21 protein-coding genes are annotated in these 24,829 nt (G+C 52.8%); 5 read left to right on the top strand and 16 right to left on the bottom strand.

Translation table 11 applies throughout. The features are described from left to right. Positions 1-7: 7 nt before the first annotated feature. From nuoI to lrhA, 9 genes are all read right to left on the bottom strand, one after another. The gene (nuoI, locus tag IB196_RS07260) at positions 8-550 is read right to left on the bottom strand and encodes an NADH-quinone oxidoreductase subunit NuoI (protein WP_005129470.1); all 543 of its coding nucleotides are present in this window, start codon (positions 548-550) and stop codon (positions 8-10) included. 14 nt (positions 551-564) lie between these two features. Next, on the bottom strand, positions 565-1,542 hold the full coding sequence (nuoH, locus tag IB196_RS07255) for an NADH-quinone oxidoreductase subunit NuoH (protein ID WP_003028063.1): 978 nt from the start codon (positions 1,540-1,542) through the stop codon (positions 565-567). Beyond that, positions 1,539-4,265 carry an NADH-quinone oxidoreductase subunit NuoG gene (nuoG, locus tag IB196_RS07250; protein ID WP_005129471.1) on the bottom strand — a complete coding sequence of 909 codons (2,727 nt, stop codon included), beginning with the start codon at positions 4,263-4,265 and terminating at the stop codon, positions 1,539-1,541. Before nuoG ends, nuoH begins: the two co-directional genes overlap by 4 nt. Positions 4,266-4,346: 81 nt before the next feature. After that, positions 4,347-5,684 carry an NADH-quinone oxidoreductase subunit NuoF gene (gene nuoF, locus IB196_RS07245; RefSeq protein ID WP_005129472.1) on the bottom strand — a complete coding sequence of 446 codons (1,338 nt, stop codon included), beginning with the start codon at positions 5,682-5,684 and terminating at the stop codon, positions 4,347-4,349. Further along, the gene (nuoE, locus tag IB196_RS07240; RefSeq protein WP_003028069.1) at positions 5,681-6,181 is read right to left on the bottom strand and encodes an NADH-quinone oxidoreductase subunit NuoE; all 501 of its coding nucleotides are present in this window, start codon (positions 6,179-6,181) and stop codon (positions 5,681-5,683) included. The genes nuoF and nuoE overlap by 4 nt, the downstream gene beginning before the upstream one ends. 2 nt (positions 6,182-6,183) lie before the next feature. Next, on the bottom strand, positions 6,184-7,986 hold the full coding sequence (nuoC, locus tag IB196_RS07235; protein WP_082031705.1) for an NADH-quinone oxidoreductase subunit C/D: 1,803 nt from the start codon (positions 7,984-7,986) through the stop codon (positions 6,184-6,186). An 85-nt stretch (positions 7,987-8,071) separates the two neighbouring features. Then, positions 8,072-8,734 carry an NADH-quinone oxidoreductase subunit NuoB gene (gene nuoB / locus IB196_RS07230; protein ID WP_003028075.1) on the bottom strand — a complete coding sequence of 221 codons (663 nt, stop codon included), beginning with the start codon at positions 8,732-8,734 and terminating at the stop codon, positions 8,072-8,074. Between the two features lie 15 nt (positions 8,735-8,749). Continuing rightward, positions 8,750-9,193, bottom strand: a complete 444-nt coding sequence (nuoA, locus tag IB196_RS07225; protein ID WP_040230134.1) for an NADH-quinone oxidoreductase subunit NuoA — start codon at positions 9,191-9,193, stop codon at positions 8,750-8,752. 627 nt (positions 9,194-9,820) lie between these two features. Beyond that, positions 9,821-10,759, bottom strand: a complete 939-nt coding sequence (lrhA, locus tag IB196_RS07220) for a transcriptional regulator LrhA (protein WP_005129482.1) — start codon at positions 10,757-10,759, stop codon at positions 9,821-9,823. A gap of 925 nt (positions 10,760-11,684) precedes the next feature. Here lrhA and alaA point away from each other — a divergent pair. Both alaA and yfbR read left to right on the top strand, forming a co-directional pair. After that, positions 11,685-12,902 (top strand): alanine transaminase AlaA, encoded by a 1,218-nt coding sequence (alaA, locus tag IB196_RS07215; RefSeq protein WP_005129483.1) that lies wholly within the window; start codon positions 11,685-11,687, stop codon positions 12,900-12,902. Between the two features lie 84 nt (positions 12,903-12,986). Continuing rightward, positions 12,987-13,586, top strand: a complete 600-nt coding sequence (gene yfbR / locus IB196_RS07210) for a 5'-deoxynucleotidase (protein ID WP_005129485.1) — start codon at positions 12,987-12,989, stop codon at positions 13,584-13,586. A gap of 101 nt (positions 13,587-13,687) precedes the next feature. Here yfbR and IB196_RS07205 read toward each other — a convergent pair whose 3' ends face one another. The 4 genes from IB196_RS07205 to yfbV form a co-directional block, all read right to left on the bottom strand. Continuing rightward, positions 13,688-15,520, bottom strand: a complete 1,833-nt coding sequence (locus IB196_RS07205) for an SLC13 family permease (protein ID WP_005129486.1) — start codon at positions 15,518-15,520, stop codon at positions 13,688-13,690. 77 nt (positions 15,521-15,597) lie between these two features. Next, the gene (locus tag IB196_RS07200; RefSeq protein WP_087051296.1) at positions 15,598-16,275 is read right to left on the bottom strand and encodes a sugar phosphatase; all 678 of its coding nucleotides are present in this window, start codon (positions 16,273-16,275) and stop codon (positions 15,598-15,600) included. Beyond that, positions 16,268-16,762: a YfbU family protein gene (locus IB196_RS07195; RefSeq protein ID WP_003028086.1), complete on the bottom strand. Its 495-nt coding sequence runs from the start codon at positions 16,760-16,762 to the stop codon at positions 16,268-16,270. Before IB196_RS07195 ends, IB196_RS07200 begins: the two co-directional genes overlap by 8 nt. Before the next feature lie 83 nt (positions 16,763-16,845). Continuing rightward, positions 16,846-17,301: a terminus macrodomain insulation protein YfbV gene (gene yfbV, locus IB196_RS07190; RefSeq protein WP_003028087.1), complete on the bottom strand. Its 456-nt coding sequence runs from the start codon at positions 17,299-17,301 to the stop codon at positions 16,846-16,848. Between the two features lie 339 nt (positions 17,302-17,640). Between yfbV and ackA the strand changes: the two genes are divergently transcribed. The 3 genes from ackA (at position 17,641) to yfcC (ending at position 22,783) form a co-directional block, all read left to right on the top strand. Beyond that, a complete protein-coding gene (gene ackA / locus IB196_RS07185) occupies positions 17,641-18,843 on the top strand; it encodes an acetate kinase (RefSeq protein WP_005129491.1) in 1,203 nt (400 codons plus the stop codon). Positions 18,844-18,919: 76 nt separating this feature from the next. Beyond that, on the top strand, positions 18,920-21,061 hold the full coding sequence (gene pta / locus IB196_RS07180; protein ID WP_005129493.1) for a phosphate acetyltransferase: 2,142 nt from the start codon (positions 18,920-18,922) through the stop codon (positions 21,059-21,061). A gap of 201 nt (positions 21,062-21,262) precedes the next feature. Continuing rightward, on the top strand, positions 21,263-22,783 hold the full coding sequence (gene yfcC, locus IB196_RS07175) for a putative basic amino acid antiporter YfcC (protein ID WP_040230135.1): 1,521 nt from the start codon (positions 21,263-21,265) through the stop codon (positions 22,781-22,783). Between the two features lie 56 nt (positions 22,784-22,839). On the opposite strand, the gene yfcD is transcribed toward yfcC, so the two are convergent. Genes yfcD through yfcF form a run of 3 tightly spaced genes read right to left on the bottom strand, consistent with a single transcriptional unit; the run spans position 22,840 to position 24,702 of the window. Further along, positions 22,840-23,394 (bottom strand): NUDIX hydrolase YfcD, encoded by a 555-nt coding sequence (gene yfcD / locus IB196_RS07170; RefSeq protein WP_040230136.1) that lies wholly within the window; start codon positions 23,392-23,394, stop codon positions 22,840-22,842. A 56-nt stretch (positions 23,395-23,450) separates the two neighbouring features. Then, positions 23,451-24,002: a phosphodiesterase gene (gene yfcE, locus IB196_RS07165; protein ID WP_188232039.1), complete on the bottom strand. Its 552-nt coding sequence runs from the start codon at positions 24,000-24,002 to the stop codon at positions 23,451-23,453. A 55-nt stretch (positions 24,003-24,057) separates the two neighbouring features. After that, positions 24,058-24,702, bottom strand: a complete 645-nt coding sequence (yfcF, locus tag IB196_RS07160; RefSeq protein WP_005129502.1) for a glutathione transferase — start codon at positions 24,700-24,702, stop codon at positions 24,058-24,060. Between the last annotated feature and the right edge of the window lie 127 nt (positions 24,703-24,829).

The following is a 24,829-nucleotide window of genomic DNA, read 5'->3' as shown; positions in this document are numbered from 1 at the left end:
CCTCTCCTTACGGTAACAGGCTCTTGACGTCGATAGGCTTGGCTTCGTTCTCTGCTTCGCCCTTATCTTTGCCGTCGATTGCCATACCTGCCATCCGGTAGAAGTTATATTCCGGGTATTTGCCCGGACCGGAGATCAGCAGATCCTCTTTCTCGTAAACCAGGTCCTGGCGCTTGTACTCACCCAGCTCGAAATCTGGAGTCAGCTGAATAGCCGTTGTCGGACAGGCTTCTTCACACAGGCCGCAGAAAATGCAGCGTGAGAAGTTAATGCGGAAAAACTCCGGATACCAGCGGCCATCTTTGGTCTCTGCTTTTTGCAAAGAGATACAGCCTACCGGACACGCTACCGCACACAGGTTACAGGCAACGCAGCGTTCTTCACCGTCAGGATCACGAGTCAGAACGATACGACCACGAAAACGGGGCGGTAGATAGACCGGCTCTTCCGGGTACATCTGCGTTTCGCGTTTCGCGAACGCATGCAGGCCGATCATCCAGATACTGCGTACCTGGGTGCCGAAGCCTACTAACAATTCTTTTAAGGTCATGGTCTTTGTGTCCCTTATTGCGCCTGCCAGAGAATGACAGCCGCCGTTACCAGCAAGTTGACGAGCGTCAGCGGCAGACAGACTTTCCAGCCGAAGGACATTACCTGGTCATAACGAGGACGCGGTAACGACGCACGAATCAAAATGAACATCATCATGAAGAACGCGGTTTTCAGCGCGAACCAGACGAATGGCGGTAAGAACGGGCCATGCCAGCCACCGAAGAACAGGGTAACCATCAGCGCGGAAATGGTGACGATACCGATGTACTCACCCACGAAGAACAGACCGAATTTCATACCGGAATATTCAATGTGGTAACCGTCGGCCAGTTCCTGCTCGGCTTCTGGCTGGTCAAACGGGTGACGGTGACACACCGCCACGCCCGCGATGGCAAAGGTGACAAAACCAAAGAACTGCGGAATAACGTTCCAGATATCAGCCTGGTTATTGACGATGTCGGTCATGTTAAATGAACCGGCCTGCGCCACCACGCCCATCAGGGAAAGTCCGAGGAACACTTCGTAGCTCAGGGTCTGCGCAGACGCACGCATCGCACCGAGTAGCGAGTATTTGTTGTTACTCGACCAACCGGCGAACAGCACCGCGTAGACCGCGAGGCCTGCCATCATCAGGAAGAACAGGATCCCGATGTTCAGGTCAGCAACGACCCAGTTCGGACTCACCGGTACAATGGCGAAAGCCAGCAGCAGCGAGGTGAAGGCGATCATCGGTGCCAGGGTAAAGATGACGCGATCCGAGAATTTCGGGATCCAGTCTTCTTTAAAGAACATCTTGATCATGTCCGCAACCAGCTGGAGCGAACCGCCCCAGCCAACACGGTTCGGTCCGTAACGGTTCTGGAACAGACCCAGCAGACGGCGTTCGCCAAAGCTCATGAATGCCCCGCAGGTGACCACCACCAGCAGGATCACCACCGCTTTGAGGATACTCAGCAGGATCTCAATCAGATCGGGTGTAATCCAACTCATTGTTGTGCCTCCTGCAGATCCTCAAGACGCGCACCTGCCAGAACCGGCGCGATGCCAGGCATGCCCATCGGCAAACCAACCTGCCCTGCCGTTAATCCTTCAGCGATTTCAACCGGCAGCGTGACCGTGTTGCCATCGTAGCTGAAAGAAACGCGCGTACCGGCATTAACACCCAACTTCGCGGCATCTGCCGGGTTGAGCTTGATGTACGGCTGCGGCATACGGGTCTGGAAGACCGGCGCACGCTGGGACATTTCGTCACTACCAAACAGATGATAGTAAGGCGCGATACGCCACTGACCTTCCTGAGCCTGGAAACTCGCCGGAACGGTAGTGAAGTAATCCATACCATCCGCAGAAGCTTCGATCAGACGCACGCCCGGATCGCCATGACGCAGTTTACCGCCCACTTCATCCTGGAACTTGTTCCACGCCTGTGGGGAGTTCCAGCCCGGAGCCCAGGCAAACGGAATTTGTGAACGCGGCGCAGACGGCTGGTTGTTGCCTTCCATCGAGAAGGCGAACATGGTGTCTTTGTCCTGCGGTTGACGTGGTTCGTGTACGCTGATGTTGGCGCGCATTGCGGTACGCCCACTGTAGCGATGCGGTTCACGCGCCAGCTTCTGTCCACGGATACGGAAGCTTGCGTCCGGCGCGGCATCTTTAATACCCGCCAGTTGCGGCAGCTTCTCAACGACCGCGTCGATAACGTGGTCGAGCTGCGTCCAGTCCACTTCACGGCTCTGCACGGTGCTGTGCAGCGAGTGCAGCCAGCGCCAGCTTTCCAGCATGATGGTGTTGCTGTCGTAGTACGACGGGTCATAGACCTGGAAGAAGCGCTGGGCGCGACCTTCGTTGTTAATCACCGTACCATCGCTTTCGGCGAAGCTTGCGGCGGAAAGCACCAGATGGGCGTTTTCCATAATCGCGGTGCGCTGATGGTCAACAACCAGTACCAGCGGCGCTTTCGCCAGCGCGGCATCAACGCGGGCGGCTGAAGCATGGCGATGCAAGTCATTTTCCAGCACCACAACGGCGTCAGCGCGACCTGTTTCCAGTTCAGTCAGCGCATCGTCGAGGGAACCACCGCCCATCATGCCGAGGCCCATGCTGTTGACCGAGCGAGCAATCATGGTGATGCCGACGTCTGCGCCACGACCCTTCAGCGCCTTCGCCACGTTGGCAGCAGCCTGAATCACCTCGGCGCTACCGGCATTGGTACCGGAAATAATCAGTGGTTTCTTCGCCCCGGCCAGGGCCTGAACGATAACGTCAATTTTGTTCTGCAGGTCACGGTCGATGCCGTCAACCGCTGGTGCGTTGTTATCCAGCGCATGGGCGATAGCGAAACCTAAACGCGCCTGATCTTCAACCGGTGCACGGTAGGTCCATGCCGCGATGTCGTCCAGACGGGTGTTATCGACGTTAGTGACAAACAGCGGGTGCTTGGCGCGCTGGCCGATGTTAAGGATGGCCGCGATCTGCCAGTCGGCCACTTTCTGCGCCGCCGCCATTTCGCGAGCTTTACCTTTCACCGCCTGGCGCACCGCCAGCGCAACGCGCGCACCGGTCTGGGTCACATCTTCACCCAGCACCAGGACTGCATCGTAAGATTCGATTTCACGCAGCGCCGGGGTATGAATACCACCGTCACGCAGCACGCTCAGCGCCAGTTGCAGGCGTTCCTGCTCACCCTGGGCGATACCGGTATAGAAGTTATCCGCACCGACCAGTTCACGCAGCGCGAAGTTGCTCTCAACGCTGGCGCGTGGGGAACCGATACCGATCACTTTCTTCGACTGACGCAGAATGTCAGCCGCGCCCTGCATCGCCTGTTCGGCGTTGAGGGTGATCAGGTCATCGCCACGGCGCTGTACCGGCTGACGCGGACGGTCTTTCAGGTTCACGTAACCATAGCCAAAACGACCACGGTCGCAGAGGAAGTAGTGGTTAACGGTACCGTTGTAGCGGTTTTCGATACGACGCAGTTCGCCATAACGCTCACCCGGGCTGGTGTTACAGCCAATGGAACACTGCTGGCAGATGCTCGGCGCAAACTGCATATCCCATTTACGGTTATAACGCTCGGAGTGCGTTTTGTCGGTAAACACGCCGGTCGGACAAATTTCTACCAGGTTACCGGAAAATTCGCTCTCGAGCGTACCGTCTTCCGGACGACCAAAATAGACGTTGTCATGTGCGCCATAGACGCCCAGATCCGTGCCATCGGCGTAATCTTTGTAGTAACGCACGCAGCGATAGCAGGCGATGCAGCGGTTCATTTCGTGGGAGATGAACGGCCCCAGGTCCTGGTTGCGGTGTGTACGCTTCGTGAAGCGGTAGCGACGGAAGCTATGACCGGTCATGACGGTCATATCCTGAAGGTGGCAGTTACCGCCCTCTTCGCAGACCGGGCAGTCGTGCGGGTGGTTGGTCATCAACCACTCGACGACACTTTCGCGGAACTGCTTCGCTTCTTCGTCATCAATCGAAATAAAGGTGCCTTCGGTGGCCGGTGTCATACAAGACATCACCAGGCGACCACGCGTGTCTTCCGCGTTCTGATATTGCTTCACCGCACACTGGCGGCAAGCACCGACGCTGCCCAGCGCCGGGTGCCAGCAAAAGTACGGAATATCAAGGCCGAGAGACAGACAAGCTTCCAGCAGGTTGTCCGCTCCGTTGACCTCATATTCTTTGCCGTCTACATGAATCGTAGCCATAGTCAGCATGCTTCCAGTTGGCTCGGTCAGTGACCAAGCGTTAATCGAATTTCTTATCGCGACACAGGGCTAACCCTGCTATTACCAGCGCTCTTTCAGCAGGTTCGGCTGAATACCACCAATAGCGTGGGTATTGCTGAAGGTCTGCTTGATGCCAGCTTCGAATTCTTCGCGGAAATATTTAATGGCGCTCTGCAGCGGTTCCACCGCGCCCGGTGCGTGCGCACAGAAGGTTTTACCCGGGCCGAGGAAACGACACAGTTGCTCAAGTGTCTCGATATCCCCAGGCTGGCCTTCGCCACGCTCCAGCGCGCGCAGAATTTTCACACTCCACGGCAGACCGTCACGGCACGGCGTACACCAGCCGCAGGACTCGCGGGCAAAGAACTCTTCCAGGTTACGCACCAGCCCAACCATGCCAATCTCGTGGTCGACGGCCATCGCCAGCGCGGTACCCAGACGGCTACCCGCTTTACCGATGCTTTCGAATTCCATCGGCAGGTCGAGGTGTGCTTCAGTCAGGAAGTCAGTCCCCGCGCCGCCAGGCTGCCAGGCTTTGAACTTCAGGCCATCGCGCATGCCGCCCGCGTAATCTTCGAGGATCTCACGCGCGGTAGTGCCAAATGGCAGCTCCCACAGTCCCGGATTCTTCACGCGACCAGAGAAGCCCATCAGTTTGGTGCCTGCGTCTTTGCTCTTCGAAATGTTCTGGTACCACTCCACGCCGTTTGCGAGGATAGCCGGTACGTTACACAGGGTTTCGACGTTGTTAACGCAGGTCGGTTTACCCCATGCGCCAGAGCTTGCCGGGAACGGCGGCTTGGAACGCGGGTTAGCACGGCGACCTTCGAGGGAGTTAATCAGCGCAGTTTCTTCACCACAGATGTAACGCCCTGCCCCGGTGTGTACGAACAGTTCGAAATCGAAACCGGTGCCCATGATGTTTTTACCAAGCAGACCGGCTTCGGTCGCTTCGGCAATCGCGCGGCGCAGATGCACAGCCGCTTCGATATACTCACCGCGCAGGAAGATGTAACCACGGTACGCTTTCAGCGCAAACGCGGAGATCAACATACCTTCCACCAGCAGGTGCGGCAGCTGTTCCATCAACAGGCGGTCTTTATAGGTGCCCGGCTCCATTTCATCAGCGTTACACAGCAGGTAACGGATGTTCATGGATTCGTCTTTCGGCATCAGGCTCCACTTCAGACCGGTGGAAAAGCCCGCGCCGCCGCGCCCTTTCAGGCCAGCGTCTTTTACCTGGTTGACGATTTCATCCGGTGACAGCCCGGTCAGGGCCTTACGCGCACCTTCATAACCGTTCTTGCTACGGTATTCGTCCAGCCAGACTGGCTGTTTGTCATCACGCAGACGCCAGGTCAGCGGATGTGTTTCGGGAGTACGGATAATGTCTTTCATTTATACCGCTCCAGCAGTTCGGGAATGCCTTCCGGGGTCAGGTGAGCATGAGTATCTTCATCGATCATCATGTTCGGCCCCTTGTCGCAGTTCCCCAGGCAACAGGTCGGCAGCAGCGTAAAGCGACCGTCAAAGGTCGTCTGCCCCGGCTTGATGTTGAGTTTTTTCTCAAGCGCAGCCTGGATCCCCTGGTAGCCATTGATATGGCACACGACGCTGTCGCAATAGCGGATCACGTGGCGACCGACCGGCTGGCGGAAGATCTGGCTGTAGAATGTCGCAACACCCTCGACGTCGCTTGCCGGGATCCCCAGCACATCAGCGATCGCATAGATCGCCCCATCCGGCACCCAGCCACGCTGCTTCTGAACGATTTTCAGCGCTTCAATGGACGCCGCACGTGGGTCTTCGTAGTGGTGCTTCTCGTGCTCAATCGCTTCACGCTCAGCCGCACTCAGCTCAAAAGCCTCGGTTTGTGGTTGTTGATTCTCGTGCATAATTAGCGGTCCACATCTGACATAACAAAATCGATACTACCCAGATGGACGATCAGGTCGGACACCAGGCTGCCACGTACCGCTACCGGGATCTGCTGCAGATGCGCATAGCTCGGGGTACGGATACGGGTACGATAACTCATGGTGCTGCCATCGCTGGTCAGGTAGTAACTGTTGATACCCTTGGTTGCTTCCACCATCTGGAAGGACTCGTTCGCCGGCATAACCGGGCCCCACGAAACCTGCAGGAAGTGGGTGATCAGGGTTTCGATATGTTGCAGCGTGCGCTCTTTCGGCGGCGGCGTGGTCAGCGGATGATCCGCTTTGAACGGGCCTTCCGGCATGTTGTTGAGGCACTGCTCAAGGATGCGCAGACTCTGGCGCAGCTCTTCAACTTTCAGCATCACGCGGGTATAGCAGTCGGAAACGCCGCCGCCAACCGGGACTTCAAAGTCAAAGTTTTCGTAGCCAGAGTACGGACGTGATTTACGCACATCAAAATCAATACCCGTCGCACGCAGCGCAGCACCGGTACAACCCCAGTCCAGCGCTTCTTTCTTACCGTAAGCGGCAACACCCTGCGAACGGCCTTTCAGGATGGTGTTGCGCAGTGCGGCTTTCTCGTAGGAATCCAGACGTTTCGGCATCCAGTCAAGGAAATCACGCAGCAGTTTGTCCCAACCGCGCGGCAGATCGTGTGCCACACCGCCGATACGGAACCAGGCCGGGTGCATACGGAAACCGGTGATCGCTTCGACGACGTCATAGATTTTCTGACGGTCGGTAAAGGCGAAGAATACCGGGGTCATTGCGCCGACGTCCTGAATGAACGTGGAGATGTACAGCAGATGACTGTTGATACGGAACAATTCAGACAGCATGACGCGAATCACGTTGACGCGATCCGGCGTGGTGATGCCTGCCAGTTTCTCAACCGCAAGTACGTAAGGCATTTCGTTAACGCAGCCGCCGAGGTACTCGATACGGTCGGTGTACGGAATGTAGCTGTGCCAGGACTGACGTTCGCCCATCTTTTCAGCGCCACGGTGGTGGTAGCCGATGTCAGGTACGCAGTCGACGATTTCTTCGCCATCAAGCTGCAGCACAATACGGAACGCACCGTGGGAAGACGGGTGGTTAGGACCGAGGTTGAGGAACATGAAGTCCTCATTTTCGGTGCTACGCTTCATACCCCAATCTTCAGGTTTGAAGGTCAGCGCTTCCATTTCCAGATCCTGTTTGGCTTTAGTCAGCTCAAACGGGTCGAATTCAGTCGCACGCGCCGGGTAGTCCTTACGCAGCGGATGGCCTTCCCAGGTATGCGGCATCAGCAGACGCGTCAGGTGCGGATGACCTTCGATGTCGATGCCAAACATTTCCCAGGTTTCACGCTCATACCAGTTGGCGTTCGGGAACAGTTTGGTGAAAGTCGGTACGCGCAGATCGTTTTCAGACAAAGCCACCTTGAGCATGATATCGCGATTGCGTTCAATGGAGATCAGGTGATAGAAAACGGAAAAATCCGCGGCGGGTAACCCTTCGCGGTGCGTACGCAGACGTTCGTCCATGCCGTGTAAGTCAAACAGCATGACGTAAGGTTTCGGCAGTCTCTTTAAGAAATCGCCAACTTCCAGTAATTGTTCACGCTTGACCCAAACAACGGGTACCCCGGTGCGAGTCGCCTGAACGGTAAAGGCATCCGGCCCAAAACGGTTGCGCAGTTCGCCAATGACCGGGTCATCAAGGTGATCCCGTGTTTGCCATACGGCGTCTTGCGCGGTTAAGTCGGTCATATTGTTCACCATTGCAAATGGTCCGTGGTGGTCGGCAGTGCTTCGCGCTATTTATGTAGTGGTAAGCGAAGGAAGTGCTGCTGCCGACAGGCGCAAATTAAATCTCGTCTGGTGTACGAAGATTCGTTACAGCAATACGTTCGCCGCGTTTACGCTCGCGTTCTGACTGCATATTGGCGCGATAAACGCCCTGATCGCCAACCACCCAGGAGAGCGGACGGCGTTCTTTGCCAATGGAATCTTGCAGCAGCATCAGAGCCTGCATATACGCTTCCGGACGCGGCGGGCATCCCGGGATGTACACATCGACCGGAATGAATTTGTCAACGCCCTGCACTACCGAGTAGATATCGTACATACCGCCGGAGTTGGCACAGGCGCCCATGGAAATAACCCATTTCGGTTCCAGCATCTGATCATAGAGACGCTGAATAACCGGCGCCATTTTGGTAAAGCAGGTTCCGGCTACGACCATCAGGTCAGCCTGACGCGGCGATGCACGCAGAACTTCCGCACCAAAACGGGCTACATCGTGCACGGCGGTAAACGAGGTCACCATCTCTACGTAGCAGCAGGACAGGCCAAAGTTATATGGCCAAATTGAGTTTTTACGGCCCCAGTTAACCATGTCATGCAGTTTGCCCATGAACACGTTTTTGTTAACTTCTTGCTCCAGGGGGTCGGTTACGATCTCCTGTTTTTGCAGGGGGTAACGGTCGTTCTCACCGTTAGGATCTATGCGGGTGAGCGTATAATCCATCTTAATGCCTCGCGGTTAGCGTTGACGATTAGCGATACTGTTCGTTTCCGGGTTCATACGCTCGCGGCGTGAACGCGCGGGCGTCCAGTCCAGCGCGCCAATACGCACCAGATAAACCAGACCTGCCAGTAACACAAAAATAAAAATTGCAGCTTCCACAAAGCCAATCCAGCCGCTTTCACGGATAGAAGTTGACCATGCGAACAGATACAGCGCTTCAACGTCGAAGATAACGAAGAACATGGCTACCAGATAAAACTTGGCAGACAGGCGCAAGCGGGCGGTGCCGACCGAGTCGATACCTGATTCAAACGGCACGTTTTTAGATCTCGCGCGTGCGCGACCACCTAAAAACCAACCGCCGACGAGCATCAGGCAGCACAGGCCAATGGCGACAATAAGAAAGATAGCGAATGCCCAGTGATGAGCGATGACTTCAGTGGATGTTGACATACTCATTGCTTACTCATCAAAAGTAGCGCCAAATTCTCTGCTCTTTTCGGCAGATGAACGCCACATCGATTCATGGGGAGGAATAAAAAAAACCTTACAATCACTGTGAAAAATCATTTTAGACAGCCAATTGATGGGGTTTTTTACTCCTTTCTATAACCTTTTGTCAACTTTAACAAAAGTTTCCTCACATTATTTTACACCGTTCCAACTTCATTAACATAAAGTGCTCTTTAGACCAATTTCGATCGCATCATCAGTCATTTTTAATGTTGTTGAATCGTGTCCGTTGTGAAGTAAAAAAGATAATACACGTCTATTTTGACAGGAATTCGCACAGATGCCTCCCCCTAAATGGGAGTATTTTCTTGATCTGTGACACGCTTTTGTTAATTCACCATAAAAAACAGCAACAATTTCTCTAGTTTTTTAACATGAAAATGCAGAGCGCCTCGAGTGATTATTTTTTGCACTATTTGTAGGTGTTTTTTTTACCTACTGATTTTGTTAAGTTTTGGTATACAAAATGACATCTCCGGCCATTATTTGCATAAAAAAAGAGCCGATGGATGTTTTTTCATCACCAGCGACTCATTTTTGCACTTACATTTTATAACGATTATTTATGGTACATCACTCGAAGTCGCCCTCAACAATCAGCGAATCGTCTCCCCCTTCAGGGGTAAACTGGTTGTATTGCCAGGGATTTTGATAGGTCTGCATCGACTTAAAGATCACCTGAGCCAGCTCATTTTGTGAGGCAGGGTCGCAGCACAGCAAGTACTCTGTTTCCGGCAATGGTGGCAATCCGTCCGCCGCGCCCAGTACGCGTAAATCAGGGCTCATCATTTCTACAGGACGGGCAGTCACGCCCAACCCCGCCTTCACTGCCGCACGCACAGCCGCTAATGTTGAAGCAACATAGGCCAGACGCCACGGGATCTGTGCAGCGTTCAGCGTTGCCAGTACCATATCGCGGAACGGACTCGGATCGTCCAGCAGCACCAGCGGCACCGGCTCACCTTTTTGTAAAATATATTCGGCCGCACAATACCAGTGCGTAGGTGAGGTACGCAGATTCAGACACTCAAAATCGCCTGGCCGGTTGGTTGTCACCACCAGATCAACGTCTTGTGACTTCAGCATATCCACCATGTAGGCGTTGCGTTTCACTCTGACATCCAGCGCAAGCTTCGGATAAACCGAACTTATCCGGTTCAGCAGAAAAGGAAGGATGGTATCCGCTGACTCATCAGAAGCGCCAATAGTTAACACTCCCTGAAGATTGTTAAACATCAATGATGAGCATGCCTCATCATTAAAACGCAATATTTTTCTGGCGTAACCCAGCAACTGAATCCCATGCTCGGTCAGTAGTTTGTTACGTCCATGGCGCGCGAACAACTCTTTCCCCACCAGTTGTTCGAGGCGTTGCATTTGCTGACTCACCGCAGACTGAGTGCGACATACCGCAGCTGCCGCAGCCGCGAAGGTATTCAGATCGGCAACAGCAACGAAGGTTCTCAGCAGATCGAGATCGAGGTTAATTATCGGACGATTTGCATTTATCATAATTTTTCACTTACTCGCGGGTCATACCGGGTTAATGCTGTGCATTCAGAAACAAACAACTCCATTTGTAATGGACCTCCCTCGCAGTTTCACCAGGTGTAACCGGGTGAAAATAAGGATGTATTTGCTTTAACAAACGAAACAATTTCTCTTCAGCGCTATTTAATACCCATAGCACTCATCGGAATATAGCAACGAGAAAGAGTCATTTTTTAGCTATTGGATGATTCTGACTAATGGAAAACATGTAAATTTTGTAAATTTAAAAAATAGTTAACAAACACTAATTTACACATTAAAAACTAACTTTTCAGTATGTTAGAAAATCTTAACTAACATTAGAATTATCGCAAAACACAAGTTTCGCACCATTTCATGGGACTTATCTTAACCTAAAACCACTATATTTATAAGTGTTATCGCGAATTAATCGAAGCAAAAAGGTGTTAACTCAGACTGGCTGTTTTCGTATTATTAACGCGTTCAATAAATACTGTTTAAATATTAAATAATAATTAATTAAGAATGCCACCATTCATTAATTATACTTAACAATAGATTCACACCGCGTCGTTGTCAGATCAGGCCGATAACAGTTAGTCAGGCTCAAACCTCAGTATTTTCGAATTGCGCAATACAGCAGATACTGCCGACCGCGCACCGCTTTGCACATCTCACTATTTTTAGCCAAACAAATCACCATATCCAAGTCGCCATTACAAAACATATAACCACAAAAAACAAAATAACAAGATTATAATTCTATATTAATTTCATTATTTAGTTATTACCAGTTAATTATAACCTCGCAACTTTCAAAATCTTCTACTAAAGACCCTTCAAAACTCACCGTCGGGGGAGTACATTGTTCTGTGCTGACTTCCACGGCAGGGAGTGGCATTCACAGCTAAAAAGGTCAAGATTCATGTCCCCCATTGAAAAATCCAGCAAATTAGAAAATGTCTGTTATGACATTCGTGGCCCGGTTCTGAAGGAAGCAAAGCGCCTGGAAGAAGAAGGCAATAAAGTTCTCAAACTCAACATCGGCAACCCTGCGCCATTCGGGTTTGAAGCACCAGATGAAATTCTGGTCGATGTGATCCGCAATTTGCCCACCGCACAAGGGTATTGCGATTCAAAAGGTCTTTATTCAGCCCGCAAAGCGATCATGCAGCATTACCAGGCCCGCGGGATGCGCGATGTTACCGTGGAGGACATTTATATCGGTAACGGCGTTTCTGAATTAATCGTTCAGGCGATGCAGGCGTTGCTGAACAGTGGGGACGAAATGCTGGTTCCTGCACCCGATTACCCGCTGTGGACAGCGGCAGTATCGCTCTCTGGCGGTAATGCCGTGCACTACCTGTGTGATGAATCGTCAGACTGGTTCCCGGACCTTGATGATATTCGGGCAAAAATCACCCCGCGCACACGTGGGATCGTCATCATCAATCCAAACAATCCTACCGGTGCCGTTTACTCTAAAGAGCTGCTGATGGAGATTGTTGAGATTGCTCGCCAGAACAACCTCATTATCTTTGCTGACGAGATTTATGACAAAATTCTCTATGATGATGCCGAGCATCACTCAATTGCGGCAATGGCCCCGGATCTGCTGACTATTACCTTCAACGGCCTGTCAAAAACTTACCGTGTTGCGGGGTTCCGCCAGGGCTGGATGGTACTGAACGGACCGAAGAAACATGCCAAAGGGTATATTGAAGGTCTTGAAATGCTGGCCTCCATGCGTTTGTGCGCCAACGTTCCAGCGCAACACGCCATTCAAACCGCGCTGGGTGGATACCAGAGCATCAGCGAATTTATCATGCCAGGCGGACGTTTGTATGAACAACGCAACCGGGCCTGGGAATTACTTAATGATATTCCGGGCGTTTCCTGTGTGAAACCGCGCGGCGCGCTGTATATGTTCCCGAAAATTGATGCCAAACGCTTCAATATTCATGATGACCAGAAAATGGTTCTGGACTTTCTGCTACAGGAAAAAGTGCTGCTGGTTCAGGGTACGGCATTCAACTGGCCGTGGCCGGATCATTTCCGTATCGTCACGCTGCCGCGTATTGACGATATCGAAATGTCGCTGAGTAAATTCGAGCGCTTCCTGTCAGGCTATCACCAGCTGTAATAACGTAGAGTGCTACCGAGATTTGCATCCGGTAGCACTCTCTGCGCAAAATACCTTTACTGAAGTCACTGAGTAAGGGTCGTTATGAAGCAGAGTCATTTTTTTGCCCACCTATCTCGTCTGAAACTCATTAACCGCTGGCCGCTGATGCGCAACGTGCGCACCGAAAACGTGTCTGAACACAGTCTGCAGGTCGCCATGGTTGCTCATGCGCTGGCCGCGATCAAAAACCGTAAATTTGGCGGTCAGGTTAATGCTGAACGTATTGCCCTGCTGGCGATGTATCACGATGCCTCCGAAGTGCTGACCGGCGATCTCCCTACCCCGGTGAAATATTTCAACTCGCAGATTGCTCAGGAATATAAAGCGATAGAGAAAATTGCCCAGCAAAAGCTGGTCGATATGGTTCCCGATGAGCTGCGCGATATTTTTGCGCCGTTAATTGATGAGCACGCCAGCAGCGATGAAGAGAGAGCGATTGTGAAGCAGGCCGATGCCCTGTGCGCCTATCTGAAATGTCTGGAAGAGCTTTCAGCCGGTAACAACGAATTTCTGCTTGCAAAAACACGGCTGGAAAAAACGCTGGAGTCACGGCGTAGTGAAGAGATGGACTATTTTTTAGCGATCTTTGTCCCAAGCTTCCATCTTTCACTGGATGAAATTAGTCAGGATTCACCGCTTTAAACGATTTTGCCGGATGGCGGCTAACGCCTTATCCGGCCTACAGGTAGCGTGATATCCGTAGGCCTGATAAGCGCAGCGCCATCAGGCGTTTACTGCGGTGGTCAAAACGGGAACAACATAGGGATCATCACCACACACACCGCCATCACGATCACCGTAAATGGCACACCAATTTTCACGAAGTCGCTAAAGCTATAGTTACCCGGCCCCAATACCAGCGTGTTGACGGGTGATGAGACTGGCGTCATAAAGGCTGCAGATGCGGCCATCGCAATGACCATTGCAAAAGGATAGGGCGAAACCCCCATCGACTTCGCAGCCGCTAACGCAATCGGCGCCATCAGCACCGCTGTTGCAGTATTCGAGATAAATAAGCCAATGGTCGCACACAGGACAAACAGACAACCCAGCATCATGTACGGGCCATATCCCCCACCGACGTCCATGAGTCCTTTTACCACCAGATCGACACCGCCGGTCTTTTGTAAAGCCAGTGCGAAAGGCATCATCCCGACGATCAAGATAATGCTTGGCCAGTGGATCGCCTTATAGGCGCTCTCTGCATCAATACACCGGAATTTCCCCATCAGCAGGCAGGCGATAATTGCGGCCACCGTATTGGGTATTTCATCGGTGAGCATCAGGGCGACCATCAGCACCAGGCAGAAAATCGCGTGCGGTGCCTGGCTGTGTGCCGGAGACGCTTCACTGACTTCGACCGGCATGTTCAACACCACAAAGTCGCGGCCTTTTTTACCCAGCGATGTGATAAGTTTCCAGTTACCCACGACCAGAATGATATCGCCCATCAGCAACGGTTCATCCACCACCGCACCGTCCATCGCCGAACCATCACGCTTCACTCCGACGACGTTCAGGCCGTAACGCGTACGAAACGCGATTTCCCGTACCGTTTTACCGATTAATTCTGATTCCGGGATCAACGAAATCTCAGCCATCCCCACATCAAGCGCCTGTTCGGAAAAATACTCGCCGCGCAACACCATCGGCTCCAGCAATTGTTCACTGCAGAATTCGCGCAGATCGACATCAGCCGCGGACATATCAATCAGCAATACATCACGGGCGCGAAACTCAGAAACCCCGTTTACGTCAACTATCACACGACGAAAGCGACGCCAGCGCTCAACACCAATCACGTTCGCCCCGTAGCGCTCGCGTAGCTTCAGGTCGTCAAGACGCTGGCCAATCATCGGCGAGCCGGGACGAATAGCCAGGCGGCGGGCACGCCCCGTCAGACGATACTCTTTGATAAGATCGCGAAAGGTCCGGCGTTTCCAGCCATCCCCCTGTTGCCCCGAGTCCTCACCCTTGAGCATAAAACGCATCAGCAGCATGTAAATGATGCCGAGCACCAGAACAACCAGCCCCAACGGAGTCACGCTGAAAAAACTGAAGCCGTTAAGTCCCTCGCGCAGTAACTCACTGTTGACGACCAGGTTCGGTGGTGTCGCCACCAGCGTCATCATACCGCTGATAAGCCCCGCGAAGCTAAGCGGCATCATCAGGCGTGAGGGAGAGGTTTGCATGCGCATAGATACGCTTAAAACAACAGGAATAAAAATCGCGACTACACCGGTGGAACTCATAAAGGCACCGAGTCCGGCAACGGTAATCATCAGCAAAACCAGCATTTTGACTTCACTACTGCCGGCCACCTTCACCAGCCAGGCACCCATTACCGTCGCCACCCCGGTACGCACCAGGCCGTCGCCGATAATGAACAAAGCCGCTATCAAAATAACGTTAGGATCGCTGAATCCGGAAAAGGCTTCTGTGATGCTCAATGTTCCACTCAGAACAAAGGCAATAATGACCAGCAAAGCGATCGCGTCCATACGCACTCTGCCAGTTGCAAACAAGACGACGGCAATCGCCAGCAATGAGAGAACCCATATCAATTCACCGTTCACAACATATCCTTGTTAAATGAGAGGGATGAGTCGATTCTGCCATAAAAAAGCCCCAACAATCTGGGGCTAAATCATGATCAGGTATTTCTTACAACGACCACATTTCCGTTAGGTTGTTTGGTCACAGAAATATGTTCCAGACTGGTCAGCGAAAAATCGACCTCGTCCAGACGCGGCGTGTCCGCAGGCGCATTGACCGCGATCACATGACACCCAGCCGCCAGTCCTGAAAGCACCCCGGCGGGCGCATCTTCCACTACCGCACACTCCTGTGGCGCAAGCCCCAGAAGCTGAGCGCCTAGCAGATAAGCGTCTGGTTCTGGTTTCCCTCTTTTTACCCGCTCAGCGGTGACAAACACTTCTGGAGCGGGAAGCCCCGCGACACGATGGCGCGCCCGTGCGACCGGCATCGATCCGGAGGTCACAATCGCCCATGGAATGCCAGCTTTATTGAGGTGATTGAGTAAATCAACCGCCCCCGGCAGCGCGGTGATCCCTGCGGTTTCCGTCGCTTCGATCTGCTCCAGGCGGGTGAACTCCGCGGCGATCTCGGCCTCAGACTTACCCACCATAAAGTGTCTCAGAGAGGTAATGGCCTGCTTGCCATGAATAAAACCGAGCACCTCGGCGTGATCGAGGCCAAAACGATCGGCCCAGTTGCACCACGCGCGTTCTACTGCGGGTAAGGAATCGACCAGCGTTCCATCCAGATCAAACAGAAAACCTTTGCACTGCACGCTCGCCCCCTCAGGCATTAATGATTTGGTTAATTTCATTCGCGCTCAGATGATACTGGCGCGGGCAAGAGTGCCAGACGTTCAACATACGCTGATATTTTTCCCACATCGGAGTCTGGGCGTTGAAGCCATGCGTACCCGCATCAAAGTGGGTATAGCGACCTTCCACATTGACCATAAAGCGAACATACCCGAGGAAACGGGCTTCCGTTGCGGCGTCAAAACCGAGGAACGTCACGCGGCGCTCATCAATAGCCTGCGCATCCTTAAGATTAGTCCAGGACACATGTAATGCGTGATACATCTCCATAATATCGATAATCGTACGACAGGTTTCTTCCGTCAGCTCACCAAACTCACGATCCAGCTCGCGCATCTGCAAGCCGTAACCGCGTTCAATAATCGTCTGCAAACGACGATAACGCTCGGCGTTAGTGGGATCGAGCATAGTCATCATTTTGTACTGATTAGACAAAATCAGACGTTGAGCGTTGGTCATTTCCATTTGGGACTCCTGTATCACTACTACTGCGATGAAAAAAAAGAAGGCATCTTGTGCCTTCTTTTATATGCGTAATCAGGGGTCAATTACAAATCATCGAGGAAAGTTTTATCCAGTTGTTTGAAGGCACGCTTAAGCGTGTCAGCCAGCGCCTGGTAATCCGGCTTTCCTTCAACCGGAGAGAGCGCCTGTCCGGCTTCCTGCAATTTACCCCGAACTTCGTAGAACCAGTTGAGTATTGAAGGCGGCAGCGGCGTCACGGAACGTTTACCCAGCCACCACATACCCTGCATCGGCAGGCTGAGCGCAAACAGCGCAGTCGCCACGGCCGGTCCCAACTGCCCCCCTAGCGCAATTTGCCAGCATAAGGTGAAGACGGCGATGGGCGGCATAAAACGGATGGCGTAACGCGTCATACGGATCACGCGGTTCTCTACAAACACGGGCGCGAGGCGCTTTTCCATTGGCCACGTCTTAGCGTAGTGCTGCCCCCGGCGAAACAAGCTAAAAAAATTGACGGAACGATTATCCGGTGTCGACATGGCGGTTACCTCAACTTCACATATAAAAATTAAAAAATTTGCGCAAAACAACAACTACAAAGGACATCGTTCAAAACATTTTGTCTTTGACACCCACATTCAGGTATCCTGTGCCGGCCTGTAAGGCCTTTAGTCCAAAATCATTGAGTCGTCAAATTGACACATAGTATGCCATTGGCTGAAAAATACGCAAAATGACATAGACTCAAAGGTATTTATTCCATCGTGCCCAAAAAGACCCTGGCGCATGATGTTAATCATAAACGTCGGTGTCATCATGCGCTACGCTCTATGACTTCCTGACGTTTTTTTAGCCACGTATCATAAATAGGTACTTCCATGTCGAGTAAGTTAGTACTGGTTCTGAACTGCGGTAGCTCCTCACTGAAATTTGCCATCATCGATGCAGTAAACGGTGAAGAATACCTTTCTGGTTTAGCCGAATGTTTCCATCTCCCAGAAGCACGTATCAAATGGAAAATGGATGGCGGTAAACAAGAAGCGGCTTTAGGTGCAGGCGCCGCTCACAGTGAAGCGCTGAATTTTATCGTTAATACTATTCTGGCACAAAAACCAGAACTGTCTGCTCAGCTGACTGCGATTGGTCACCGTGTTGTTCACGGCGGCGAAAAATACACCGGCTCTGTGGTTATCGACGATTCCGTTATTCAGGGTATCAAAGATGCAGCCTCTTTTGCACCGCTGCACAACCCTGCACACCTGATCGGTATCGCAGAAGCGCTGAAATCCTTCCCGCATCTGAAAGACAAAAACGTGGCCGTATTCGACACCGCGTTCCATCAGACTATGCCGGAAGAATCTTACCTCTATGCTCTGCCGTACAGCCTGTACAAAGAACACGGTGTACGTCGTTACGGCGCACACGGTACCAGCCACTTCTTCGTCACGCAGGAAGCGGCTAAAGTGCTGAACAAACCGGTTGATGAGCTGAACATCATCACTTGCCACCTGGGCAACGGCGGTTCTGTATCTGCTATCCGTAACGGTAAATGTGTTGATACCTCCATGGGTCTGACCCCGCTGGAAGGTCTGGTGATGGGTACGCGTTCCGGTGACATCGACCCGGCGATCATCTTCCACCTGCACGACACCCTGGGCATGAGCGTTGACCAGATCAACAAAATGCTGACTAAAGAGTCTGGCCTGCTGGGTCTGACCGAAGTCACCAGCGACTGCCGTTATGTTGAAGATAACTATGCGACTAAAGAAGACGCTAAACGTGCAATGGACGTTTACTGCCACCGTCTGGCGAAATATATCGGTTCTTACACTGCGCTGATGGATGGTCGTCTGGATGCCGTTGTCTTCACCGGTGGTATCGGTGAAAACGCCGCGATGGTTCGTGAACTGTCTCTGGGCAAACTGGGCGTTCTGGGCTTTGAAGTTGACCATGAACGTAACCTGGCCGCACGTTTCGGCAAATCTGGTTTCATCAACAAAGAAGGTACCCGTCCTGCGGTGGTTATCCCAACCAACGAAGAACTGGTTATCGCGCAAGACGCGAGCCGTCTGACCGCCTGATTTCACACCGCCAGCCTAGCTGGCGGTGCTGTTTTGTAACCCGCCTGAAACGGGCGGTAACGAAAGAGGATAAACCGTGTCCCGTATTATTATGCTGATCCCTACCGGAACCAGCGTCGGTCTGACCAGCGTCAGCCTTGGCGTGATCCGCGCAATGGAACGCAAAGGCGTTCGTCTGAGCGTCTTCAAGCCGATCGCTCAACCGCGTGCCGGTGGCGATGCGCCAGACCAGACTACCAGCATCGTGCGTGCTAACTCTTCTCTGCCAGCCGCTGAGCCGCTGAAGATGAGCCACGTTGAATCTCTGCTGTCCAGCAATCAGAAAGATGTGCTGATGGAAGAGATCATCGCGAACTACCACGCGAACACTAAAGACGCTGAAGTTGTACTGGTTGAAGGCCTGGTCCCAACCCGTAAACATCAGTTCGCGCAGTCTCTGAACTACGAAATCGCGAAAACGCTGAACGCGGAAATCGTCTTCGTTATGTCTCAGGGTACCGATACACCGGAACAGCTGAACGAGCGTATTGAACTGACTCGCAGCAGCTTCGGCGGCGCGAAAAACACCAACATCACTGGCGTAATCGTTAATAAACTGAACGCACCGGTTGATGAGCAGGGCCGTACTCGCCCGGATCTGTCTGAAATTTTCGACGACTCTTCCAAAGCGAAAGTGATCAAAGTTGATCCGGCTAAACTGCAGGAATCCAGCCCGCTGCCGGTTCTGGGCGCGGTGCCATGGAGCTTCGATCTGATCGCCACCCGTGCAATCGATATGGCGCGTCACCTGAACGCCACCATCGTAAACGAAGGCGATATCAATACCCGCCGCGTGAAGTCTGTGACTTTCTGCGCACGCAGCATTCCGCACATGCTGGAACACTTCCGCGCAGGTTCCCTGCTGGTGACTTCCGCTGACCGTCCGGACGTGCTGGTTGCTGCATGCCTGGCAGCGATGAACGGCGTAGAAATTGGCGCCCTGCTGCTGACCGGCGGCTACGAAATGGACGCGCGCATTACCAAACTGTGCGAACGTGCATTCGAAACCGGCCTGCCGGTATTCATGGTAAACACCAACACCTGGCAGACCTCTCTGAGCCTGCAGAGCTTCAACCTGGAAGTTCCGGTTGACGACCACGAGCGTATCGAAAAAGTTCAGGAATACGTTGCTAACTTCATCAACGCTGACTGGATTGAATCTCTGACCGCAACGTCTGAGCGCAGCCGCCGTCTGTCTCCACCAGCGTTCCGTTATCAGTTGACCGAGCTAGCGCGTAAAGCGGGCAAACGCGTTGTTCTGCCAGAAGGCGACGAACCGCGTACCGTTAAAGCTGCGGCTATCTGTGCTGAACGTGGTATCGCAACCTGCGTACTGTTGGGTAACCCGGATGAGATCACCCGCGTTGCGGCCTCTCAGGGCGTTGAACTGGGCGCTGGCGTAGAAATCGTTGACCCGGATGTGGTTCGCGAAAGCTATGTTGCTCGCCTGGTCGAACTGCGTAAAAACAAAGGTATGACCGAAACCGTTGCCCGCGAACAGCTGGAAGACAACGTGGTTCTCGGTACCCTGATGCTGGAACAGGACGACGTTGACGGCCTGGTTTCTGGTGCAGTTCACACCACCGCGAATACCATTCGTCCGCCGCTGCAGCTGATCAAAACTGCACCGGGCAGTTCACTGGTATCTTCCGTGTTCTTCATGCTGCTGCCGGATCAGGTTTACGTCTACGGCGACTGCGCGATCAACCCGGATCCAACCGCAGAGCAGCTGGCAGAGATCGCGATTCAGTCCGCTGATTCCGCAACGGCTTTCGGTATCGAACCGCGCGTAGCAATGCTCTCCTACTCCACCGGTACTTCTGGTGCAGGTAGCGACGTAGAGAAAGTTCGCGAAGCGACTCGTCTGGCGCAGGAAAAACGTCCTGACCTGATGATCGACGGTCCGCTGCAGTATGACGCCGCCGTTATGGCTGACGTAGCAAAATCTAAAGCGCCGAACTCTCCGGTTGCCGGCCGCGCTACCGTGTTCATCTTCCCGGATCTGAACACCGGTAACACCACCTACAAAGCGGTACAGCGTTCTGCCGACCTGATCTCCATCGGGCCGATGCTGCAGGGTATGCGCAAGCCGGTGAACGACCTGTCTCGTGGCGCGCTGGTAGACGATATCGTCTACACCATCGCTCTGACCGCGATCCAGTCTTCCCAGCAGCAGTAATTTGCTGCGTGTGCCGGATACTTTATCCGGCAACACATCCTGCTTATCAAACCGGAAATAGCTAATATTTCCGGTTTTTTTATATCTGTTTTTCCCGTTTGCATAATCTGAAACATTTGCCAGGATGCGCTGCATCAATGAATAACTATTCTCCTGTTTGCATACTTACTCTCTTTTGCATTGCAACAGGGATAGTCTTTCATGTCAGCAGTAACAGAAACACGGCCAGCCAAAAAGTGGGCTATGCCCGACACGCTGGTGATTATTTTTTTCGTCGCCATTTTAACCAGCCTGGCAACCTGGGTTGTTCCCGTCGGGATGTTCGACAGCCAGGAAGTACAGTATCAGGTTGATGGGCAAACCAAGACTCGTAAGGTCGTTGATCCCCACTCTTTCCGTATTCTGACCAATGAAGCCGGTGAAGAGCAGTATCACCCGGTTAAGTTCTTTACCACCGGTGATGAAAGTCCTGGTCTGATGAACTTCCCGTTCGAAGGCTTAACCTCCGGCTCCAAATTTGGCACCGCTGTCGGCATCATCATGTTTATGCTGGTCATTGGCGGTGCATTCGGCATCGTAATGCGCACCGGAACCATTGATAACGGCATCCTGGCGCTCATCCGCCATACCCGGGGTAACGAAGTCTTATTTATCCCGGTGCTGTTTATTCTCTTCTCATTGGGTGGTGCGGTATTTGGCATGGGGGAAGAGGCTGTCGCCTTTGCGATAATCATCGCACCGCTGATGGTACGCTTAGGTTACGACAGCATTACTACCGTGCTGGTGACCTACATTGCCACCCAAATCGGTTTTGCCAGTTCGTGGATGAATCCGTTCTGCGTGGTTGTCGCACAGGGCATTGCGGGCGTTCCGGTGCTCTCCGGCTCCGGTTTGCGTATCGTGGTGTGGGTCGTTGCCACGATGATTGGCCTGACCTTCACGCTGGCCTACGCGGCACGCATCAAAAAGAATCCGCTGCTTTCGCGCGTGCATGAATCAGACCGTTTCTTCCGCGAACAGCAAGATGAGGTCATTGAGCGCCGCTTCACGCTCGGCGACTGGCTGGTACTGATGGTGCTGACGGGCGTGATCGTGTGGGTCATTTGGGGCGTTATCGTTCACGCATGGTTTATTCCTGAGATTGCCAGCCAATTCTTCACTATGGGTTTGCTGATAGGCATTATCGGCGTCGTCTTTCGGCTCAACGGCATGACGGTCAACATCATGGCGTCCTCATTTACTGAGGGGGCGCGCATGATGATTGCCCCTGCCCTGCTGGTTGGTTTTGCCAAGGGGATATTGCTGCTGGTAGGCAATGGTGAGTCGGGCGATGCCAGCGTGCTGAATACCCTGCTGCACAGCATCGCCAACGGCATTAGCGGTCTGGATAACGCCATTGCGGCGTGGTTTATGCTGCTGTTCCAGGCGGTGTTTAACTTCTTCGTTACGTCCGGCTCCGGTCAGGCTGCGTTGACCATGCCGCTGCTGGCACCGTTGGGCGATCTGGTTGGCGTAAACCGCCAGGTCACTGTTCTGGCTTTCCAGTTTGGTGACGGATTCAGCCATATTATCTATCCTACGTCGGCATCACTGATGGCGACATTAGGCGTTTGCCGGGTCGATTTCCGCAACTGGCTGAAGGTGGGAGCAACCTTGCTGGGACTGCTGTTTATTATGTCCAGCGTGGTGGTGATTGGCGCGCAGATAATGGGATACCATTAAGAATAGATTGCCCGGCCTACACGATTTCTTGACGCTGTAGGCCGGATGAGCCGATTTTATTCAGCTTCTTCCTGCTTTTCGGCTTTCGCCCCTTCATTCTTGGCGTTGCGTGTCATCCACAGCGCCAGGGCTTTCAGTGAGTCCGGTGTAAATTCATCACAGCGCGCGGTGATTTCTTCCGGCGTCAGCCAGCACACTTCACTAATCTCTTCTTCCTGCAGCGCAAACGGTCCGTGGGAAACACAGCTAAACAGCCCCCCCCAGACGCGACAGTTCTGGTCTTCAAAATAAAACTGACCATGCTCGGCAAACGGGACACCGGCAATGCCCAATTCTTCTTCCGCTTCACGACGCGCGGAGTCCAGAAGCTGCTCATCAGCCTGCACAACCCCCCCCGCGGTAGCATCCAGCATACCGGGCATAAAGTCCTTTGTCTCAGTGCGACGCTGAACCAAAATTTTACCCATACCATCGTGTACAACGATATACGTTGCACGGTGGCGCAAGCATTGTGCCCGCATTTGTTCCCGGCTGGATTGTGCGATGACTTCATTGTCTTCATTCACAATATCCACCCATTCAGTACTTGCCAAACGACGCTGTTCCACCATCAGGAAACCTTCTTTTTTCTAGCGCTCTTACGGCGCGTTTACGTTTGTGGGGTAACTTACGGATTAATCTCGACCTGTGCAATAACACTTTGATCATTGAGTGCCATCACGCTGAGAACATTATCATCCAGAATCCCGTAACTTGCCGTAAATCCCCCTTTCGGGATGCTTACCGAACCGGGGTTAAACTGGTAGATATTCCCACGTCGCTCAGCCACCGGCAGATGCGTATGCCCATAAACCAGCACATCACCGGCGTTTAGCGCTGGTAAGTTATCCGGACCAAAAAGATGTCCGTGCGTCAGAAAGAGTCGCTGGCTGTCAGTCAGAATTTGCTGCCACGGCGCGGTTATTGGAAAATGCAGGAGCATCTGATCCACTTCGCTGTCGCAATTACCGCGTACTGCAATTATCCTCGACGCCTGCTCATTCAAACGCTCGGCGACCTGCGCTGGCGCGTAGCCCTCTGGCAGCGCATTACGCGGCCCATGATTCAATACATCGCCCAGTATCACCAGCCATTGCGCACCGCTTTGGGCAAACCGTTCAAGTACGCATTCTGTAGCCGGCAACGAACCATGAATGTCCGATGCGAACATCAGTTTCATCACACACCCCTCGTTGAAAAATACCTTTCAATGATACTGGATTACGCCCCTACTTTCAGCAGGAACGCTTCGCTGAAAGCGCGATAAAACGTTGTACCGAAGCGCGCTGCCACTGGAAGGTGGCATACTCCGCGAGCTGTTCTGGTACATCATCGCCATTCAGAACCAGGCGATTAAGCATTAGCGCTAAATCGCTGTCTGCGATACACCATTCACCAAACAAATTCTGCTTACCGTGCGCCAGTAAACTGCCCGCTGTAGCAAACAATTTTTCCGCACTGGCCCTTCCAGCTTTCGTCAACGGACCTTTCTGCACGCCAGCAAAAACCACATCCGTCGAACGCTCTTCCCGGATAGGCATCAGATCGCTACGGAGCCAGGCCTGAACCTGGCGGGCGCGAGCCCGTTTTTGTAGATCGTGCGGGTAAATGCGCTCCCATTGCGGCGGAGCGAAACGCTCTTCCAGAAATTCGGCAATCGCCGAAGATTCACTCAGTTCAAAACCGTCAATGTCCAGAACCGGTACGCGCCGCGTCAGCGCATAGCCTTGCCATGAAGGTTGCAAGTGTTCGCCACTATTGAGGTCGACAGTTTTCAGCGTAAAAGGTAGCCCTTTCTCTTGCAGAGCGACATAAACAGACAGCACATAAGGGGAGAAAAAGTTGGCATCTGACCACAGCGTAATTGCAGGTTTGCTCATAATGTCCTCTGAGGTGTATTGGCTTGCTTTCAAAATATAGAGTCTTCCTCTCACTGTCACTTGATGAAAACTCACGCACGTCGACAGCTTCTATACTTGTAGTGACCCGGTTCATGACAAAACGGAC

The organism is Citrobacter sp. C6_1 (assembly GCF_014596835.2).
Lineage (GTDB): Bacteria > Pseudomonadota > Gammaproteobacteria > Enterobacterales > Enterobacteriaceae > Citrobacter > Citrobacter pasteurii.
Note: the sequence above shows the minus strand (reverse complement) of the source record. Positions and strands in the feature narration are given on the sequence as shown.

Excerpts from the sequence above, each read along its gene's own strand:
- nuoI (WP_005129470.1), bottom strand. The coding sequence starts at position 550 with ATGACCTTAAAAGAATTGTTAGTAGGCTTCGGCACCCAGGTACGCAGT.
- nuoH (WP_003028063.1), bottom strand. The coding sequence starts at position 1,542 with ATGAGTTGGATTACACCCGATCTGATTGAGATCCTGCTGAGTATCCTC.
- nuoG (WP_005129471.1), bottom strand. The coding sequence starts at position 4,265 with ATGGCTACGATTCATGTAGACGGCAAAGAATATGAGGTCAACGGAGCG.
- nuoF (WP_005129472.1), bottom strand. The coding sequence starts at position 5,684 with ATGAAAGACATTATCCGTACTCCCGAAACACATCCGCTGACCTGGCGT.
- nuoE (WP_003028069.1), bottom strand. The coding sequence starts at position 6,181 with ATGCACGAGAATCAACAACCACAAACCGAGGCTTTTGAGCTGAGTGCG.
- nuoC (WP_082031705.1), bottom strand. The coding sequence starts at position 7,986 with ATGGTGAACAATATGACCGACTTAACCGCGCAAGACGCCGTATGGCAA.
- nuoB (WP_003028075.1), bottom strand. The coding sequence starts at position 8,734 with ATGGATTATACGCTCACCCGCATAGATCCTAACGGTGAGAACGACCGT.
- nuoA (WP_040230134.1), bottom strand. The coding sequence starts at position 9,193 with ATGAGTATGTCAACATCCACTGAAGTCATCGCTCATCACTGGGCATTC.
- lrhA (WP_005129482.1), bottom strand. The coding sequence starts at position 10,759 with ATGATAAATGCAAATCGTCCGATAATTAACCTCGATCTCGATCTGCTG.
- alaA (WP_005129483.1), top strand. The coding sequence starts at position 11,685 with ATGTCCCCCATTGAAAAATCCAGCAAATTAGAAAATGTCTGTTATGAC.
- yfbR (WP_005129485.1), top strand. The coding sequence starts at position 12,987 with ATGAAGCAGAGTCATTTTTTTGCCCACCTATCTCGTCTGAAACTCATT.
- IB196_RS07200 (WP_087051296.1), bottom strand. The coding sequence starts at position 16,275 with ATGCCTGAGGGGGCGAGCGTGCAGTGCAAAGGTTTTCTGTTTGATCTG.
- IB196_RS07195 (WP_003028086.1), bottom strand. The coding sequence starts at position 16,762 with ATGGAAATGACCAACGCTCAACGTCTGATTTTGTCTAATCAGTACAAA.
- yfbV (WP_003028087.1), bottom strand. The coding sequence starts at position 17,301 with ATGTCGACACCGGATAATCGTTCCGTCAATTTTTTTAGCTTGTTTCGC.
- ackA (WP_005129491.1), top strand. The coding sequence starts at position 17,641 with ATGTCGAGTAAGTTAGTACTGGTTCTGAACTGCGGTAGCTCCTCACTG.
- yfcC (WP_040230135.1), top strand. The coding sequence starts at position 21,263 with ATGTCAGCAGTAACAGAAACACGGCCAGCCAAAAAGTGGGCTATGCCC.
- yfcD (WP_040230136.1), bottom strand. The coding sequence starts at position 23,394 with ATGGTGGAACAGCGTCGTTTGGCAAGTACTGAATGGGTGGATATTGTG.
- yfcE (WP_188232039.1), bottom strand. The coding sequence starts at position 24,002 with ATGAAACTGATGTTCGCATCGGACATTCATGGTTCGTTGCCGGCTACA.
- yfcF (WP_005129502.1), bottom strand. The coding sequence starts at position 24,702 with ATGAGCAAACCTGCAATTACGCTGTGGTCAGATGCCAACTTTTTCTCC.